13 protein-coding genes and 1 pseudogene are annotated in these 14853 nt (G+C 56.2%); 5 read left to right on the top strand and 9 right to left on the bottom strand.

Annotated elements, in window-relative coordinates:
• Positions 1 to 112: 112 nt before the first annotated feature.
• Entirely contained in the window at positions 113 to 490 is a 378-nt protein-coding gene (locus G8764_RS22635; RefSeq protein ID WP_243748949.1) for a hypothetical protein, read from the top strand.
• 15 nt (positions 491 to 505) lie between these two features.
• On the opposite strand, the pseudogene G8764_RS22640 reads toward G8764_RS22635, so the two are convergent.
• Together G8764_RS22640 and G8764_RS21360 are read right to left on the bottom strand one after the other, a co-directional pair.
• A pseudogene (locus G8764_RS22640) lies at positions 506 to 640 on the bottom strand (hypothetical protein); the annotation flags it as partial.
• Between the two features lie 36 nt (positions 641 to 676).
• Positions 677 to 1372, bottom strand: a complete 696-nt coding sequence (locus tag G8764_RS21360; protein ID WP_166168104.1) for a DUF2914 domain-containing protein — start codon at positions 1370 to 1372, stop codon at positions 677 to 679.
• Positions 1373 to 1601: 229 nt separating this feature from the next.
• On the opposite strand from G8764_RS21360, the gene pbpG reads away from it, so the two are divergent.
• The 3 genes from pbpG (at position 1602) to G8764_RS21375 (ending at position 6350) form a co-directional block, all read left to right on the top strand.
• Entirely contained in the window at positions 1602 to 2498 is an 897-nt protein-coding gene (gene pbpG / locus G8764_RS21365) for a D-alanyl-D-alanine endopeptidase (RefSeq protein WP_166168106.1), read from the top strand.
• A 7-nt stretch (positions 2499 to 2505) separates the two neighbouring features.
• Positions 2506 to 3486 carry an alpha/beta fold hydrolase gene (locus tag G8764_RS21370; RefSeq protein ID WP_166168108.1) on the top strand — a complete coding sequence of 327 codons (981 nt, stop codon included), beginning with the start codon at positions 2506 to 2508 and terminating at the stop codon, positions 3484 to 3486.
• Positions 3487 to 3674: 188 nt separating this feature from the next.
• The gene (locus tag G8764_RS21375; protein ID WP_166168111.1) at positions 3675 to 6350 is read left to right on the top strand and encodes a PAS domain-containing hybrid sensor histidine kinase/response regulator; all 2676 of its coding nucleotides are present in this window, start codon (positions 3675 to 3677) and stop codon (positions 6348 to 6350) included.
• Positions 6351 to 6376: 26 nt separating this feature from the next.
• Here G8764_RS21375 and G8764_RS21380 read toward each other — a convergent pair whose 3' ends face one another.
• The 4 genes from G8764_RS21380 to G8764_RS21395 form a co-directional block, all read right to left on the bottom strand.
• Positions 6377 to 8710 carry a TonB-dependent receptor gene (locus G8764_RS21380; RefSeq protein ID WP_166168113.1) on the bottom strand — a complete coding sequence of 778 codons (2334 nt, stop codon included), beginning with the start codon at positions 8708 to 8710 and terminating at the stop codon, positions 6377 to 6379.
• A gap of 72 nt (positions 8711 to 8782) precedes the next feature.
• Complete coding sequence (locus G8764_RS21385) at positions 8783 to 9733, bottom strand: AEC family transporter (RefSeq protein ID WP_166168116.1); 951 nt, start codon at positions 9731 to 9733, stop codon at positions 8783 to 8785.
• A gap of 183 nt (positions 9734 to 9916) precedes the next feature.
• Positions 9917 to 10057: a hypothetical protein gene (locus G8764_RS21390; RefSeq protein WP_166168118.1), complete on the bottom strand. Its 141-nt coding sequence runs from the start codon at positions 10055 to 10057 to the stop codon at positions 9917 to 9919.
• Positions 10058 to 10154: 97 nt separating this feature from the next.
• Positions 10155 to 10676 carry a nuclear transport factor 2 family protein gene (locus G8764_RS21395; RefSeq protein ID WP_166168121.1) on the bottom strand — a complete coding sequence of 174 codons (522 nt, stop codon included), beginning with the start codon at positions 10674 to 10676 and terminating at the stop codon, positions 10155 to 10157.
• A gap of 140 nt (positions 10677 to 10816) precedes the next feature.
• On the opposite strand from G8764_RS21395, the gene G8764_RS21400 reads away from it, so the two are divergent.
• Complete coding sequence (locus tag G8764_RS21400; protein ID WP_166168123.1) at positions 10817 to 11575, top strand: SDR family oxidoreductase; 759 nt, start codon at positions 10817 to 10819, stop codon at positions 11573 to 11575.
• A gap of 66 nt (positions 11576 to 11641) precedes the next feature.
• Here the strand turns inward: G8764_RS21400 and G8764_RS21405 are convergent, their stop codons facing one another.
• The 3 genes from G8764_RS21405 to G8764_RS21415 all read right to left on the bottom strand — a co-directional run bounded on the left by G8764_RS21405 (position 11642) and on the right by G8764_RS21415 (position 14466).
• Positions 11642 to 12805, bottom strand: coding sequence for a sulfotransferase family protein (locus G8764_RS21405; RefSeq protein ID WP_166168126.1), 1164 nt, complete (start codon positions 12803 to 12805; stop codon positions 11642 to 11644).
• A complete protein-coding gene (locus tag G8764_RS21410) occupies positions 12798 to 13814 on the bottom strand; it encodes a hypothetical protein (RefSeq protein ID WP_166168128.1) in 1017 nt (338 codons plus the stop codon). Before G8764_RS21410 ends, G8764_RS21405 begins: the two co-directional genes overlap by 8 nt.
• Before the next feature lie 355 nt (positions 13815 to 14169).
• Positions 14170 to 14466: a hypothetical protein gene (locus G8764_RS21415; RefSeq protein WP_166168130.1), complete on the bottom strand. Its 297-nt coding sequence runs from the start codon at positions 14464 to 14466 to the stop codon at positions 14170 to 14172.
• Positions 14467 to 14853 lie beyond the last annotated feature (387 nt).

Here is a 14853-nt window from a genome sequence, read left to right on the forward strand (position 1 = left end):
AGTGAATAGTATAGGGACACCGATTTATTGTCTACTGTTTTTTGTTGACAATAGTAGTGCGTTAGCTCACTAGAAATCACACTACTTGTCACGGGTGTGGCAGCGGCCTTAGATGAGCAGATTGATGAGTTTCACCGCCAGACGGGAAATGCTGGCAGGTATCCGCCAGAGTTACCTCGATGCCGACTGGCTGGGGAAAGGTAAAGTACTGGATGGATTTGTTGCTGCCACCCACTATGAGGGGAAATATGCTTGCCGGTTATTGAACGGTACTGAGCTTCGGAAAAGCGCCCAGGATGTAATCGATGGCCTACGGGTTGCTGATGACTTGTTGCCAATTCGTCTACAGGGGCTCGATACAGACTGCGGTAGTGAGTTTATAAATTTTGACGCGCTGCATTACTGTGAAGATAACCGCATTACGTTTACCTTTTCGATTCTTATCGCATTTACTTTTTGCCGATTTATGCTCGCGCCAGAAGCTGTTTGATTCCTCGCCGAGCAAGCTACCCGCTGCATCACTGGATTCATGCTCGGTAACGGCCGATGAAAAGGAGACATCCAGGTCCTGTTCTCGCAGCCGGTGATGATTTGTTATCTCCAGTCTGTGTGAATTTCGCCAGGCAGATAAATATTCCATTGCCTATTTCAGGTGCTATGGTTCGATTTTCGGTCCTCAGTTTCCCGGCTCAAACGTGAACCCGGCCTTTGCCAGCAGGCGATTGCTGCTGTCTCGCAGTTCCACTTGCCAATCACCGGCCAGTCGCTGCTCGATATTCTTGCTGGCGTAACTGCGCCAGCGATTCGACCAGACCCCGATATTGACCGTATTGACAATGCGATTCCGGTGTTTCCAGACGTAGCTCAGGTGCTCATCCTTAATATTATTGACGTCGGAATAGGCGAACAGCCGGGCGGGTGAATCGTTGTGCAGCTTAATATCCTGCAGGCCGCCAACCGGCTCCAGTTCCTCGACTCCGCTGCAGAGGATAAACCTGGCCACATTCGGCGACAGAATCTGCACCGATTGCGGGTAGAATACCGGGTTGCTGGCGGCGGGTGGCGCATCCACAACAACCTCAGGGCGGTTGTAGTTTGGAGTTGCGGCCTCTACACTGGCCGAAGGCTGCTTGGCGCCGGAATCCCTAATTGCCTCAGTGGCGAACGGTTGCGAGGTTGTTTTCTCATCAACCAGGACAAGGCTAATTGCATAGACACTGGCGACCAACAAAATTAGTACCAGTACCAGCGCGGTAATAATCCGCTTCCAGTGATAGTCGTACAGGAGTTTGCCGGTTTTTGGGTCTTTCAAGCGATAGTCGCCGCTGCTGGCTTGCAGCAACTGCATGGGTGTCAGGGCGGGGTCAGGCATGAAGGGACCTCCTTAGGGCAAAACCACGGCCTGACATCGACACTACCGGGCTAATAGAAGTGTCATTGGGGGCAGGCATGTTGGGGTTTTCTTGCATCTGCAGGTAGTTTGATCCGCTACTGTCGGCAGGGGCCAGCACAATAGCTGATAAACGTGCGATGTTAGCACAAGGCGCCCGGTTTAGGCGTTTAAGAGAAGTAGTTTTACGTTTTTAAGAGAAATTGATTAGATGAGTGGTTATTTCCAGTTAGGGGTTCGAACCATTTGGCTGCTGCTGGCTTGCCTGCCAGCTGGCCTCCACGCCAGCACGCCAGCAGCGGTAAATCTGGCTTCCGTAAGCGCTGTAGTGGTGGATCTGGAGCGGGACGAGACGCTGTTGTCACAACACGATGACATTCAGTTGCCGGTGGCGTCCATTACCAAGCTGATGACCGCCATGGTGGTACTGGATTCAGCTGCCGAATTGAATGAGTGGCTGGAGATTCGCGACTGGACCGGCGATCTCGAAAAAAACGCCTTTTCACGCATTCGCGTCACCTCCCAGGCCCGTCGCCGGGACCTGCTGCGCCTGGCGCTGATGTCCTCGGAAAATCGCGCTGCTTTTAACCTGGCCCTGCACCACCCGGGTGGTCTGCCGGCTTTTGTCGCGGCCATGAACGCCAAGGCCAAAGCGCTGGGTATGGAAAACAGCCATTTTGCCGATCCCACCGGTTTGTCGATCGAAAACCGCGCCACGGCCGCGGATTTGGCCGTTATGCTGGTGGCAGCCTACGGCTACCCGTTGCTGCGAGAGTATTCCACCACCCGCCAGTTCACTATCAATTTTCGCAAGCCTCGCTACCGCCTCGGCTATGGCAACACCAACCCGCTGGTCAGCAGTTCGCGCTGGCAGGTATCACTCACCAAAACCGGCTACCTGACCGAGAGCGGACGCTGCCTGGTGATGGTCACTGAAATGGACGACAGGACCGTGGGCCTTGTGTTGCTGAACTCCTTTGGCAAGCGCTCGCCGCTGGGTGATGCCGGGCGCATCCGCCGCTGGCTGGAAACCGGCAATGCGGGCACGGTTGCCAGGGCGGCGCAGGAGCACCGACAGCAGGTGCTGGACAAGGCTGGCAAGTTGTAACCGGGCAGTGGACTTTGATCGTGACAACTTCCGGCCACCCTGGTACCTGCGCAATGGCCATGTGCAAACCATCCTCAATAGTCAGGGTCCGAAAAAGCATCGCGCCGGTAAAATCGCCAGGTCACTGCAGAGTCAGCGACTGACCCTGGAGGCAAAGGACGGGGTCAAGCTGTTGGCTGATTTCGACCGCGCGCCGGTCGGCAAGGGCGCGCTGGTGGTGCTGATACACGGCTGGGAGGGATCCAGCCAATCCAGCTACCAATTGACAACCGCAGCAACCCTGCTGAATATGGGTTTCGACGTCTTGCGACTCAATCTCAGGGATCACGGTGATTCCCATCACCTCAACCCCGGGCTTTTCAATTCAACCCTGACCGGGGAGGCGAGCGAGGCCATAGGCCACTTTCTCGCTATGCGCAGCTACCCCTGGGTTTGCCTGGCCGGCTACTCCCTGGGCGGCAGTTTTGCCCTGCGCATCGCCGCCGACGCCGGTGCAGAATTGGGAATTACCGCAGTGGCGGCTGTGTGTGCCCCGATCGAACCTTGCAATGCCATGCGCGCCCTGAACGAAGGCTGGTTTGTCTACGAGCGATATTTTTTCAGGAAGTGGACGCGATCACTGCACAGGAAACTACAGCATTTTCCGCAACTGGAATATGGCGATGACCTGAAAAAGGCGCGTCGACTGGATGATATCAATAGAATGTTTATTCCTGCGCACACGCCGTACCGTGATGCGGAAGAGTATTTTGCTGCCTACGCTTTGTCTGGCAAGCGCCTGATCAACCTGAGCATGCCCGCCTGGTTGGTGCTGGCCGCCGATGATCCAATTATTCCCGTCGCCGATGTTAGCAATATTGCTGCGGAAGTACCCTTGCAAATTCAGGTTACCCGCCATGGCGGGCATTGCGGCTTTATCGAAAATCTGCGCGGCGACAGCTGGATAGAGAAATGGCTTGTGGAGTTATTCACTACCTGCCTTGATTAACAGCTGCACTCTGTAACTGCGCGTTAATGCACCACCCCTCATTGTAGCCCCTGACACACATGCAATGACGCGCAATTCGTTAACATACATTACAATCCAGTGTAGAGTGAACATATCACTGCCTGCCGAAATAGCGACCTCATGGCACGCAGGGCGCACAAGGCACAGGAAAATCAAGAGCTTAGCGCATGGCCAATAAGACCGAAGAACCCAGGGAAATAGAGCAAATCACGTCGGCCATAGAAGACGGTTTTGGTATCTGTCCGTCTTTCTTTATGCTCGCCGCCGATTCGCCGGCGGTGGTTAGGCACCTGTATGAGCAGGCCAAATTCGCCTATCTGGAAGCACCGTTTCCAGCGCTATTCAAAGAGGAGCTCTTCGCCTATCTATCGCGCTTTTGCATGGCACCCTACTGTATGCTCCGCCATTCGGCGTTTCTGATTGAGCGTCCTGCGGGGGATCAGGCAAGTGCGACACTCAGCCCCGCCGACGTAGTGCAGCTACTGCAGACACCGCTACCGAGCAATGAACAGCTGCTGGATCATCTCGATGTCTTAAGGCGTGCCGGTGGCCTGCAGACAGAGGGACTGGTGCGGGGCTCAAAGATCGAGAAGGCGGTCTTCTTTGGCGGGGTGTCCCTGTTCTTGCAGAAAGGACCGTTCCTCGCCTTTAAAACAGAATTACGTCGATTCCTCGGGGCGACGTCCTACTTTCGCTTTTGCACTTTCCTCGCCTTTATTCGCACAGCTCACTACTGGACCGAACTGCACGAGACCTTGAGTGTCGAGTCGGACGTCGATCAATTGCTGATTGAAGAACCCGCACTCGCCTCCTGGCTGAACAATTACCGGGAAAACGTGGCTGTAGAGCTCGAGGCCAACGCCGAGAATATCATTGCCGAGCTTAAACTCGCTGTTAAACACACTGAGGCGCAGAGAGCTGGCCTGAGCCACATTATTGAAACCTCGCTTAACGAAATCTACATTTTCAGCGCTGAAACCCTGGGGTTTGTTCAGGTCAATGAGGGCGCGCGGAAGAACCTGGGCTACACGTTTGATGAATTAAAGGCGTTGACACCGCTCGATATCGAATGCAAATACACCGCGGAGCGTTTTCAGGCACTGCTTGACACGTTGCGTACGGGACAGCGACAAATGCTGGAATACACGGCCCGGCATCGGCGCAAGGACGGTAGTGAGTATCCCGTTGAAGTGCACCTGCAGTATATGGCGCTTGATGGCACATCGATGTTTGTTGCGATCGCCCTGGACGCCACGGAGAAGCGGCGCACGGAGAGTGCACTCAAAGAAAGTCATGAGCTACTCGAACAACGGGTATTGGAGCGAACGGCTGAATTGAGGGAGAGCCAACAGGCATTGAAGCTGGCAATGTCCGCGGGAAAACTCCACACCTTCAAGCACGACCTGAAAACCGATCGGTTAATAGTCTCACCGGAATTCGATGGCCCCGCAGGTGGCAGCGGCGCTATCGGGCAGTTGCCAGATTGGCTGGCAGCCCTGCATCCGGATGACCTGCCCCGTTTTTCAGAGCAATACCGGCGGCTTACCGAAGAAGGGCAAGACCTGGCTGATGAGTATCGAATCCCCCAGCCGGATGGAAGCGTTCGCTGGATAAGCTTGCGAGCCCAGGGTTTTAAAAACAACCGAGGCGAGGTTGAACGTATTTATGGCGTATTGGACGACACCACGGACACCAAGCTCGCCACGGCGGCATTGGAGGAAGCAAAATCGCTGGCAGAACGCGCGACCGCAGCGAAGTCGCGGTTTTTGATGGCTGCCAGCCACGACTTGCGCCAGCCGCTGCAAGCCCTGGGGATGTATCTCGCCACGCTCACACACCAGTTTGACCAGCCCGGACTCCGGCATCTCACCGATCAAATGCGCGTATCACTCGATGCGATGGGCGAACTGCTCAATGCGCTACTCGATATCTCCAGGTTCGAAGGCGGCTCGGTCACGCCAAACAAGCGAGACTTCCACCTCGGCGAGCTGCTGGAGCGGGTTGTCACCAACAACATTCAACAAGCCGAAAAAAAAGGGCTGCAGCTCGACTACACACGTGAAGATTGTGTACTGCACAGCGACCCCGCGCTGCTGGAGCGCGTGATCGATAACCTCCTGATCAATGCAGTTCGCTATACAGAGCGGGGTCGCGTCTCAGTCGACTGCCAGTGCAGTCATGGGATCGCGCGAATTACGGTGACGGATACAGGCATTGGCATCACCAGCGATGCCCTCGAGAAGATCTTCGAGGAATACTACCAGCTTGATAATCCCGCGCGCGACCGGCGCAAAGGATTGGGGTTGGGGCTGTCAATCGTCAAGCATATTGCACGCTTGCTCGATCACCCCTTCGATGTCCACTCGATACCGGGCCAAGGGTCGACGTTTTCTGTATCGGTGCCTGTCGGCAACAAGGATACTGCACAAAGAGAGCCTCGTGCCCAGGCGGAGCCAGCGCCCCATGGCAACAGCAAACCCCGCGTTTTGCTCGTAGACGACGACCCTTTCATTGTCTATTCGACCAAATTGTTGTTGGAAAGCACCGGTGCACAGGTTAACATTGCAACCAATAGCAGCGAAGCCGTTGCGATCCTGGAAGCTGGCTTTCAACCAGACTTCGTTATCTCTGACTACTGGCTGCCCGGCCTTTCCGGGATCGACCTCATTCGCCGTGTCCGAGAGGTAGCAGCAAAAGAAATCCCTGCAGTGGTGATAACCGGCGATATGGCCGTACCTGAAGTCGAGATGGCCAGCCTCACCAACTGCACCATTCTCCACAAGCCCGTCGACCCCACTCGTCTCATCGCGATGATTGAGAATTTATCGCCAGCAGGAACATAGCCAACCGCACATCAAACCAAGGCCAACTACCGGGGGTATCTTGCGGTTAAGGCGACGCCCACCAGCCGGTCAGGCCCGGCGATAAAGGTCGGCAAACCGAAGCTGTCGCCGGTATTGCCGGCGTCCAGCAGGTAGTCCTTGTCTGCGAGATTCTTGCCGTAGAGCTCTACAACGTAGTGACCTGCCTTCGACTCATAGCGCAACGACAAATCCCAGATGCCATAGCCCGGCTGCGCCTCGTCCTGGGTATCATCAAACGCCTGCAGGTTTGGGCGGTCGTTGTCGTCGTCAAAGAATATTGCTGACTTGTAGCTGTAAGACGGGGTGATGGAGAACCGCCCGGCTTCGGTCGGGAAGCTCAGGGTCACACCGATGGCCGCGCTGTGATCCGGGCTCAGGCGGAACTTGTGCCCGGCAAACTGCTGTTGGTTGCCGGAGTCATCGCGGCTGTCGAAGCGGCCGTAGTTGTAGCCGTAACTGAAAAAGGCCCGCAGATTTTCCAGCGGTTCGGCATCAATGAACAATTCCAGGCCGTGAGCCGTGGCCGACCCCGCGTTCAGTACGACCACTGCCGCTGCGCCGGGCGCAAACAGGGTGGTTTGGAAGTTGCTGTACTCGTAGTAGTAGACCGAAGCGCTGATATTGATGCGGTTATCCATCAGGGCGTAAAAGCCGCCGACTTCGTAAGAGTCCACTTCCTCGGCGTCGAGGGTTTCGGCTTTTACAAACTCCTCACCCCCGGGGGTGTTAAAGGCGATGACCTCCGGGCGGCGGCCCCGTGAGTAGCTCGCCCAGAGATTAAGGTCGGCACTGAATTGATAAGACGCCACGGTACGCCAGGACCAACCCGCAAAGTTATCGCTGGCGCTGACCAGCTCACCGCCCGGCGAAGCGGCGATAAACAGGGTGTTACCCGGATCGTGTGGGATCAGGGCGGGGCCGGGCAGCGGGCTACCCAGGCTGCGGCCGTAGTAGGACGTTTTTTTGTCGTCCCGGGTCCAGCGCATGCCGGCGGTCAGTTCCAGCTGTTCGCTGACGCGCCAGGTAATATCGCCAAACAGGTCGAGGGATTTGGTGTCGCTGCGGTTGGCGAACTCTTCCTCATACAGCTCACCAGCAGGCGGGTTGCCCGGTTCGCTACCCCGGCCCGTAGCGAGAAACTCCAGGAAGAAGGGCAGGCCCTGGCCCTTGTCTGTCGCCAACGGGACGTACTGCTCGCCCTCTTCTGCCAGGTAGTTGGCACCGAAAAACGCCGAAATTTGGCCGTCGCCGTCATAGTTGAAGCGGATCTCCTGGCTGAACTGCTCGCCCCTGGCCAGCTCCGAGGCAACCAGAATGTCGAAATGAGAGCCGTCGCCATCGAATACCTCGTCCGCCTCAAATTCGCGCCAGCCCGAGATAGAGGTGAACGACCAGTGGTCATTGATATCCCACTCCAGAATGCCGGTCAGACTGTCGAGTTCACGCACCAGCCCCAACTCAGCGCCGTTGCGATAGCCGCCAAAACTTGCCAGGGCCGTGCCGCTGAAATGGCCGGTATCGCCGCCCGGCGGTGCAAAGCGGTTGTTTTTAAAGGCGGTGCCGGGTGCTGTGTCTCGCTGGTGGTTGGCAATCAGGTCAAGACCCAGCGTATCCATCAGGTCGGCGCGCAGGGAGAGGCGGTAGGCGCGCACCTCCGCGCCGTTATAACCTTCGCCACCGAGCAGGTTTTCCACGTAGGGGTCGCGCCCCTTATCGACCCACGCAATGCGTGCGGCCAGCCGTTCGTCAATAAGGGCACCACCGAGATGGCCGCTGACTTCCCGGTACCTGCTGTTGCGCACACTCTCGCCATAGCCAAGCTGTATCTGCGCCTCAGGTTCGTAGTCGGCCTTGCGCTGAATGACATTGATGGCGCCGATCAGTGCGGCGCGACCAAACAACGTGCTCTGCGGACCTTTCACCACCTCGACCCGCTCCAGGTCGTGCAACTCAAAAAATGAGCCCCGTGAGCGGGAGGAAGAAACCCCGTCCTGAAACACCGCGATGCGCGGCTCGATGTGCGACTCGCCACTGTCGGAGGTAATGCCGCGAATCACAAAGGCGGGGTTGTTGGCACTTTGCTCCTGCACCTCCAGGCCCGGAATAAAACCGGCCAGCTCATCAAACTGCTGTATGTTGAGTTCAGCCAGCCGGTCGCCACTCATCGCATTGATATTGATGGGCACGTCTTGCAGTGACTGCTCCCGCTTCTGGGCGGTGACAACCACCTCTTCAATCTGCGCTTGCAGGGGCAGTGCGGTGATGGCCAACAGTGCGGCAGTGCCGCAACCATACGCGTTCTTGTGCAATGCCGTGCTAATGCTTGCAGAACTCATCATAGCCGGGATACCCCGTAGTTATGATGTAACTTTACTGCTGGCTTGTGTTTGCTGTCCAGCCGGAATATTTCTTCAGAGAGAAGACGATAGCGCTGGCAGCAGACTCAACATCAGGGTGACGCTGAAAAAAGCCAGCACAGTCGTGAGCAGCAAAATGCTGGAACACCAGCGCTGATGACCGTATTGCCCGCCGATAATCGGATACATACTGAACATTGGCGCGGCGGTGAAAATAATGGCCGCCTGTTTCAGCTGCGGATCCATTCCCGGAAACAGAAAGATCACCAGCGCCAGTGCCAGCAGCGGCTGGAATACCAGTTTCGCGCCACTGATCAGCAGGGCATCCCTGGCCCCAACTGCGAATTTCGATCCTGCCAATGAACCGCCGATAACGACCAGTGCCACCGGCGCTGCGGATGCCGCCAACAGCCCCATCCCTTTGTCTATAAAGTCCGGCACAGGGACTGAAGCCAGAGCGGCGACAATGCCGGCAGCCACCGCGATAAGGATCGGGCTCTTAAACAGCCGATTGCTGACGGTGACAAGCAGTTTTTTGTAGTTGGTACCCTGTTCATCGGTGGTTTCCAAAAGCGCAAACGCAAGCGGAAACAACAGAATGTTCTCGACCAGCAGACACATAACAAAGGCCTGGGCAGGAGCCTGCTCAAAGTACTGCAACAGCACCGGGAATCCGATAAACGCAGAATTGGGAAAAGCGCCGCCCAGTGATTTAAGCCCGGCCAGGCGGGTACTGTCTCGCAACAAATAGCGACTCACCAGGAAGACCAGCAAGAACGAACCCAATAAGCCGATGCCATACACCAGCATGTAATCGACATCGACAATCCGGGCCAGGTCGATCTGCGATATCTTCTGGAAGATCAGCAGTGGCAGCGCAAGGAACAGGACATAAGCGCTCATCCCGGGCAGAGCCTCTTTCGGGACGATGCCGTACCTTACCACCAGAAAGCCCAAAAGAATCACAAGAAAGATGGGCGCGGTAGTACCTAACATGGTCAACATAGACAAACAATGATGCATCCTGGTTTTGCGAAGCCCGCGTTGAGCTCCACAGCAAATAACGACGATACCCGCGCAATGGCCGGGAATCAACCAGGGATGCAATCAGCTCAAAGCCGGAGCGCAGGCCAAGCACATATTGCTGTTTCGCGACGGATTGCTTCAGGACCACCAGCTCGGACCCGGCTAAAGGTCTATAGCCATCGCCGGGCGCACAGTAATATGCTCCTGATTAATTTCAACCGGCTGTTCGAGTACATATTCACCCGCTCTGGCAATATGAACAGGATCGCCAAACACCTTGCGACCGACCAGCCACAGGTCCATACCTTCGGCGCCAATTACCTAAGCAATGGCGCGACCAATAGCAATGGACACACCGGTCACGAATGCCGCTTTACCTCGAAAAAATTCGCTCACAAGTTCAGACCCTGGTTTGCGTAAACAGGGGGTGCTGTGGACTCAATCCATCGGCAAAGAAAGCCGCTCCCCCGGTATCGGTAGCGGGAAATCTGTGTGCACCGTTCAGCAAGAACGTCAGTTTGGACATGCGCCACACGTCGCTGCGCTTGCAAAATTGCACCTGGTAACGCCCAAACATCAATTCGTCCTGGGTACCCGGTGAATTGTCGCCAATGCGCAAGTACATGATCGCACCGACTTCAGCGCTGCCGTTGTCAGCCTGTACGGATAACCGTGGAATACCGAACAGGTGCAGCCTGCGCTGGTAACCACTCTCCAGGGCAGTTACCCAGGGTATATATTGATCCCGTGACCCCGACCACATGCCAAAATCAAATTCCGCCTCTGGCCAGAACAGGTCTTCCAGGCCACTCCAGTTCATCCAGTCTACGGCGCAGGTATAGCTTTCCAGCAACTGCCGACAAGCCTGCTGATCCAGCAGGCCGCGCAACTGGACCCGCTCCGCGTTATCGATCTCTTTCATTATTGAATTCCAGCGTGGTTATCTATTCCGACCTCCAGCAAGACTACCGGCCCACACAAAAAAGTCAATCATGATTGCTTTGTATTTTCCTGTGACGTATTCTTGTGATACCTACAACCACCAATAAAGAACCTACAACAATGAACAAGCTCGACAAAAAAGTGGTCATGATTACCGGCGCCGCCGACGGCATAGGAGCAGCGGCAGGCCGTGCCCTGGCGCTAGCCGGCGCAACCATCGTCGCCACAGACATCAATCTCGATGGCGCCAAGGCGCTGGCAGCATCGCTGGGCAACAACGCCATCGCCATGAGCCTGGATGTGTGTGACGAAAACGCCTGGCAGTCGGTCATCAATAAGGTAATGCAAGATTTCGGCAAGCTGGACATCCTCGTCAATAATGCCGGTGGCGCCGGCGCCGGCACCATAGAGGATATCTCTATAGCCGATTACAGAAACGCCATGAGGCTGAACGCCGACAGTGTGTTCATCGGCTCCAAGCTCGCCATCGAGGTCATGAAAGGCACCGGCGGGAACATTATCAATGTGGCATCTATTCACGGCATTCGCGCCGCCGCCCACGCTGCGTCCTATACCGCGGCCAAGGGCGCCGTACGCCTGCTAACCAAATCCGTCGCCCTGCACTGTGCGCAACACGGATACAACATTCGCTGTAACTCAATCCACCCGGGTTACGTATTGACCACGCAGATGCTGGACTGGCTCGACAAGCAGGAAGACCCCGCTGCCGCGCGGGAACAACTGGTGGCCCTGCATCCGATCGGCTATCTTGCCGAGCCCGAGGACATTGCCAATGGTATCCTGTTTCTTGCCAGCGAAGATTCGCGCTTTATGACCGGCAGTGAGCTGGTAATGGATGGTGGATTTGAGCTGGTTTGACTGCACTGTCGGTTAAAACTTCAGCACAAGCGGCGCGCTGGCTGCACGCCGCCTGGCTGCAAAAGATCAGCGCCAGCGCTCTTCCAGCGCATCGTTAAAGGCGATGTACTCCGCGAAGTCCCTGCCAATTCCCGCTTCACTCAAACCAAATTGTTGCAGCGAGTAGACGTGCTTGCCGTACTTGTTCTGCGAGTTGTGCTTGTCCCAGTCCAGCATGCGCCCCAGTGAGGCGTCACTGAGCGGCTCACCGGCGCACTGATACATCTGGCGCAACGTTCTTTCCGGTGCGCGAACCAATGGCAAAAAGGGCACATCCAGGAAGCGATCAGCGGCCTGGGTGGCACGCCAGTCCAGATGTGCCTGGGTAGATTTTTTCAGCCCCTCGACATAGGCAACCGGATCCGGCAGGCGTTCAGTAAACGGCTGGTAAAAACATTCCAGCAGACGCAGGCCGGAACCCACCGTATCCAACGGGGTGCGGTGGGTCATCAGCAAGCAAGCATCCGGGAAGATGTCGAGCAACAGATGTTCCAGCCCGCTGTAGAGGGGGCTTTTCAAAATCCAGCGTTTGCCCGGATCCGCCAGCCCCTGCCACTGCAGATATTTGAGGGCTTTAAGCAACATGTCGAACTGGGCTTTGACGCCGACCTCGGGCAACCAGGCGAGATAACTGTCCAGCGGTGCCCAGCCGTACCACACGGGTGTGATCAGGCTGTGCTCCAGAATATTGCTCTCCTCTTCCGGCTCGTGGGTCTCGAAACTGTGTCCACACTTGGTTAGCGGCGATCTGGCATCAAACCAGCGAGTGTATTGGTCGGCGTCATCAATGCGCGCCTGGGGAGACTCCGACCGATCGCCACTGATCAGTGATGGATTGAGCGCTTTCCAATAAGTGAGGTAATTGAAATCACCAGACGCGGCCAGCAGCTTTTGCGTCTTGGTCGATCCGGTGCGAGCCATGCCGCAGATAAATATGGGGCGATCAATTTTCTGCTCTTCAATCTCCGGGTGCGCCTGAAAATCCCGCGCCATTCGCAGACGGTTTTTCAACACCCGCAGCAGGCGCTCCTGCAGCATAAGCGCCCCCTCCTCGTGCGGTTGCCCGTCGACATTGTAGGACTCAACCAGCTTGCTTAACGCCGGCAAAACAGCGGAATCATCAATATCGATTCCCGTCTCGGCACGAGCTGCCTGCAACATCTGTACAGCGGTTAGCGGTAAATCAGCCATTTTTATTCACTCCTGCAATACATTGCGGCCGAATTGGGCCAAGCTTGGAAATCACCTGGATGCCGGGCTCGGCCTGCAGCACATCCGGAATTCGGTTGACCATGCACGCCGAGGAACTGTGCAGGGAATCCGTGCGATCGACGCGGATCTTGGTGGCGGGTCGACCCAGCACCTCCCAGACCATGTGCTCGGTCTCACCCGGGCGCAACACTCGCAACTCGTTTATTGACAGCGCATTGATACCCTCACGGGTGGTAACACGAGTAGTGATACGGGTACCCAAACAGATACCGGGCTCAATATCCCTGCCCAGGGCATGGCTGAATACGGGTTTGTCGTCGAAAACCGGTTCGCGCTCCTCGACCACTTCAATGACCTCCAGCCCCAGCGCCCACAGCACCTGGTGTGGCACTGTCTTGTAAATACCCGCCAGCAACCCCTCGTTGCGCTGGGCGAATTCCTCGGGCGTAAAAGTGCCACCGCACACTTGCAACAATTCGAGTCCTGCGGCCTCACCGTTGGTCAGGGTTCGGTGCACCAGCCCCTCCAGCTGACTCGCGGTGCCGGCCGCGATCAGCCCGGACCAGATGCGTGATGAATCCCAGATTCCGGTACCGGTAAAGGTCACCCCGGCGTTTCTCGCCATACTATCCAGCTTATCCGCCAGCTCGGGTCTCGAGCCCCAGGGAAAATTGCTCTCTCCGCCGTGACAGATAATGTTGATACCGGCTCCGGTCAGGCGTTCATAGGCAGGCCAGTTGTAGTCCAGCCGGTCGCCGACCGAGTGAATGGCAATGTTGGCGCCGCTGGCCGAGTAATCGGCGGTGTCGCAATCCTCAACGATAATGCCAAGGGGGGCTGCCAGCCCGGCGAGGTCACCGAGATCGCGCCCGACTTTCGCGCCGGCGCGATTGTAAGCGGCGACAATTTCCCAGCCTTTGTCGACGATAATTCGCACCGCCTCCAGCGCGTACTGCCCCGTGCCATAAATGGCAATTTTCGGATTCATAGTGATTTCTCTATAGTTATATACGCATTTTTATGTGTGCTGTGCCGGCCTTCCCGCAAATGAAAAACCTGTTGGGCGCCGGCAACCTCAAGCTTGCCTTACCACAGCCGAAAACACAATATAAAAACATTCAGGATTGCTTTTATTATAATCGGCCATTGCGGGCCTGTCGCAGGGGGATGGCGTCGGCGCACCCGCAGCTATTTGGGGGTAAGCTATTTGGGGGTAAGCTATTTGGGATTCAGTTCTTGCGGGGTGCGATCGGCAGCCGCAACACCTGGTCAGTGTGCGACACAGAGCCCTGAATGGGATGGCCGTGCCGGGGCTGCACGACGCTGAAGGGCCCAATCAGCTGTCAGGCAAACAACTCATTTATCTTTGCGATGACCTGCAGGTTTACCCGATCTTCGCCCAGGCAAACGGTCGCACACAGACAGCATACGGTGGAGAAACGAAAACCACTTTCCCTGACCCGCACCCTGGCCTGGTCCGGCGCCGGTTGATAGTCGGCATCTATCCGATAGGTCGGTTCCTGTGTATGCAGATGGTGATTGCCGTCGGGACGAGCCGTAATACTGCCGAAGCTGCCGGCAATGCACAAATCGTCACGATTGGCGTGACTCAGTAATTCAAGAAGTTGGCTCAGTGACATAACTTATCTCCCAAGAGGAGTTTTTATGTCACTAGCATAGCCCCACCGGTGCCCACTGAGTATTGGACCTTGGTTTACTGTTTTTCCGACTTTAGTCTATAGGTCGTCCTAATTACGCCTATGAATAAGCCAGCTATCGGCGATAGCAAACATATACCCTGTAGGCCTTGGGACAGCAGCTTCGCTCCCGGCCTGACTCCAGGGACTTGCTTTCAAGACTCGCCGTGCCCAAAGCACTCGCTGCGCTCGCGGGGCAGGCTCAGGTTCCATATATGGTCTCCTCCTCGTTTGCAAGGCCTCGTATCAGATGTAAAGTCAGGTTGCTTCCATATATCCGGCCTGTTTTAGGAGCTTGTTTGCTCTTGGCCCTGATGAAGTTTCGCGCGT

It is taken from the genome of Pseudomaricurvus alcaniphilus (assembly GCF_011440395.1).
GTDB classification, from domain to species: domain Bacteria; phylum Pseudomonadota; class Gammaproteobacteria; order Pseudomonadales; family Cellvibrionaceae; genus Pseudomaricurvus; species Pseudomaricurvus alcaniphilus.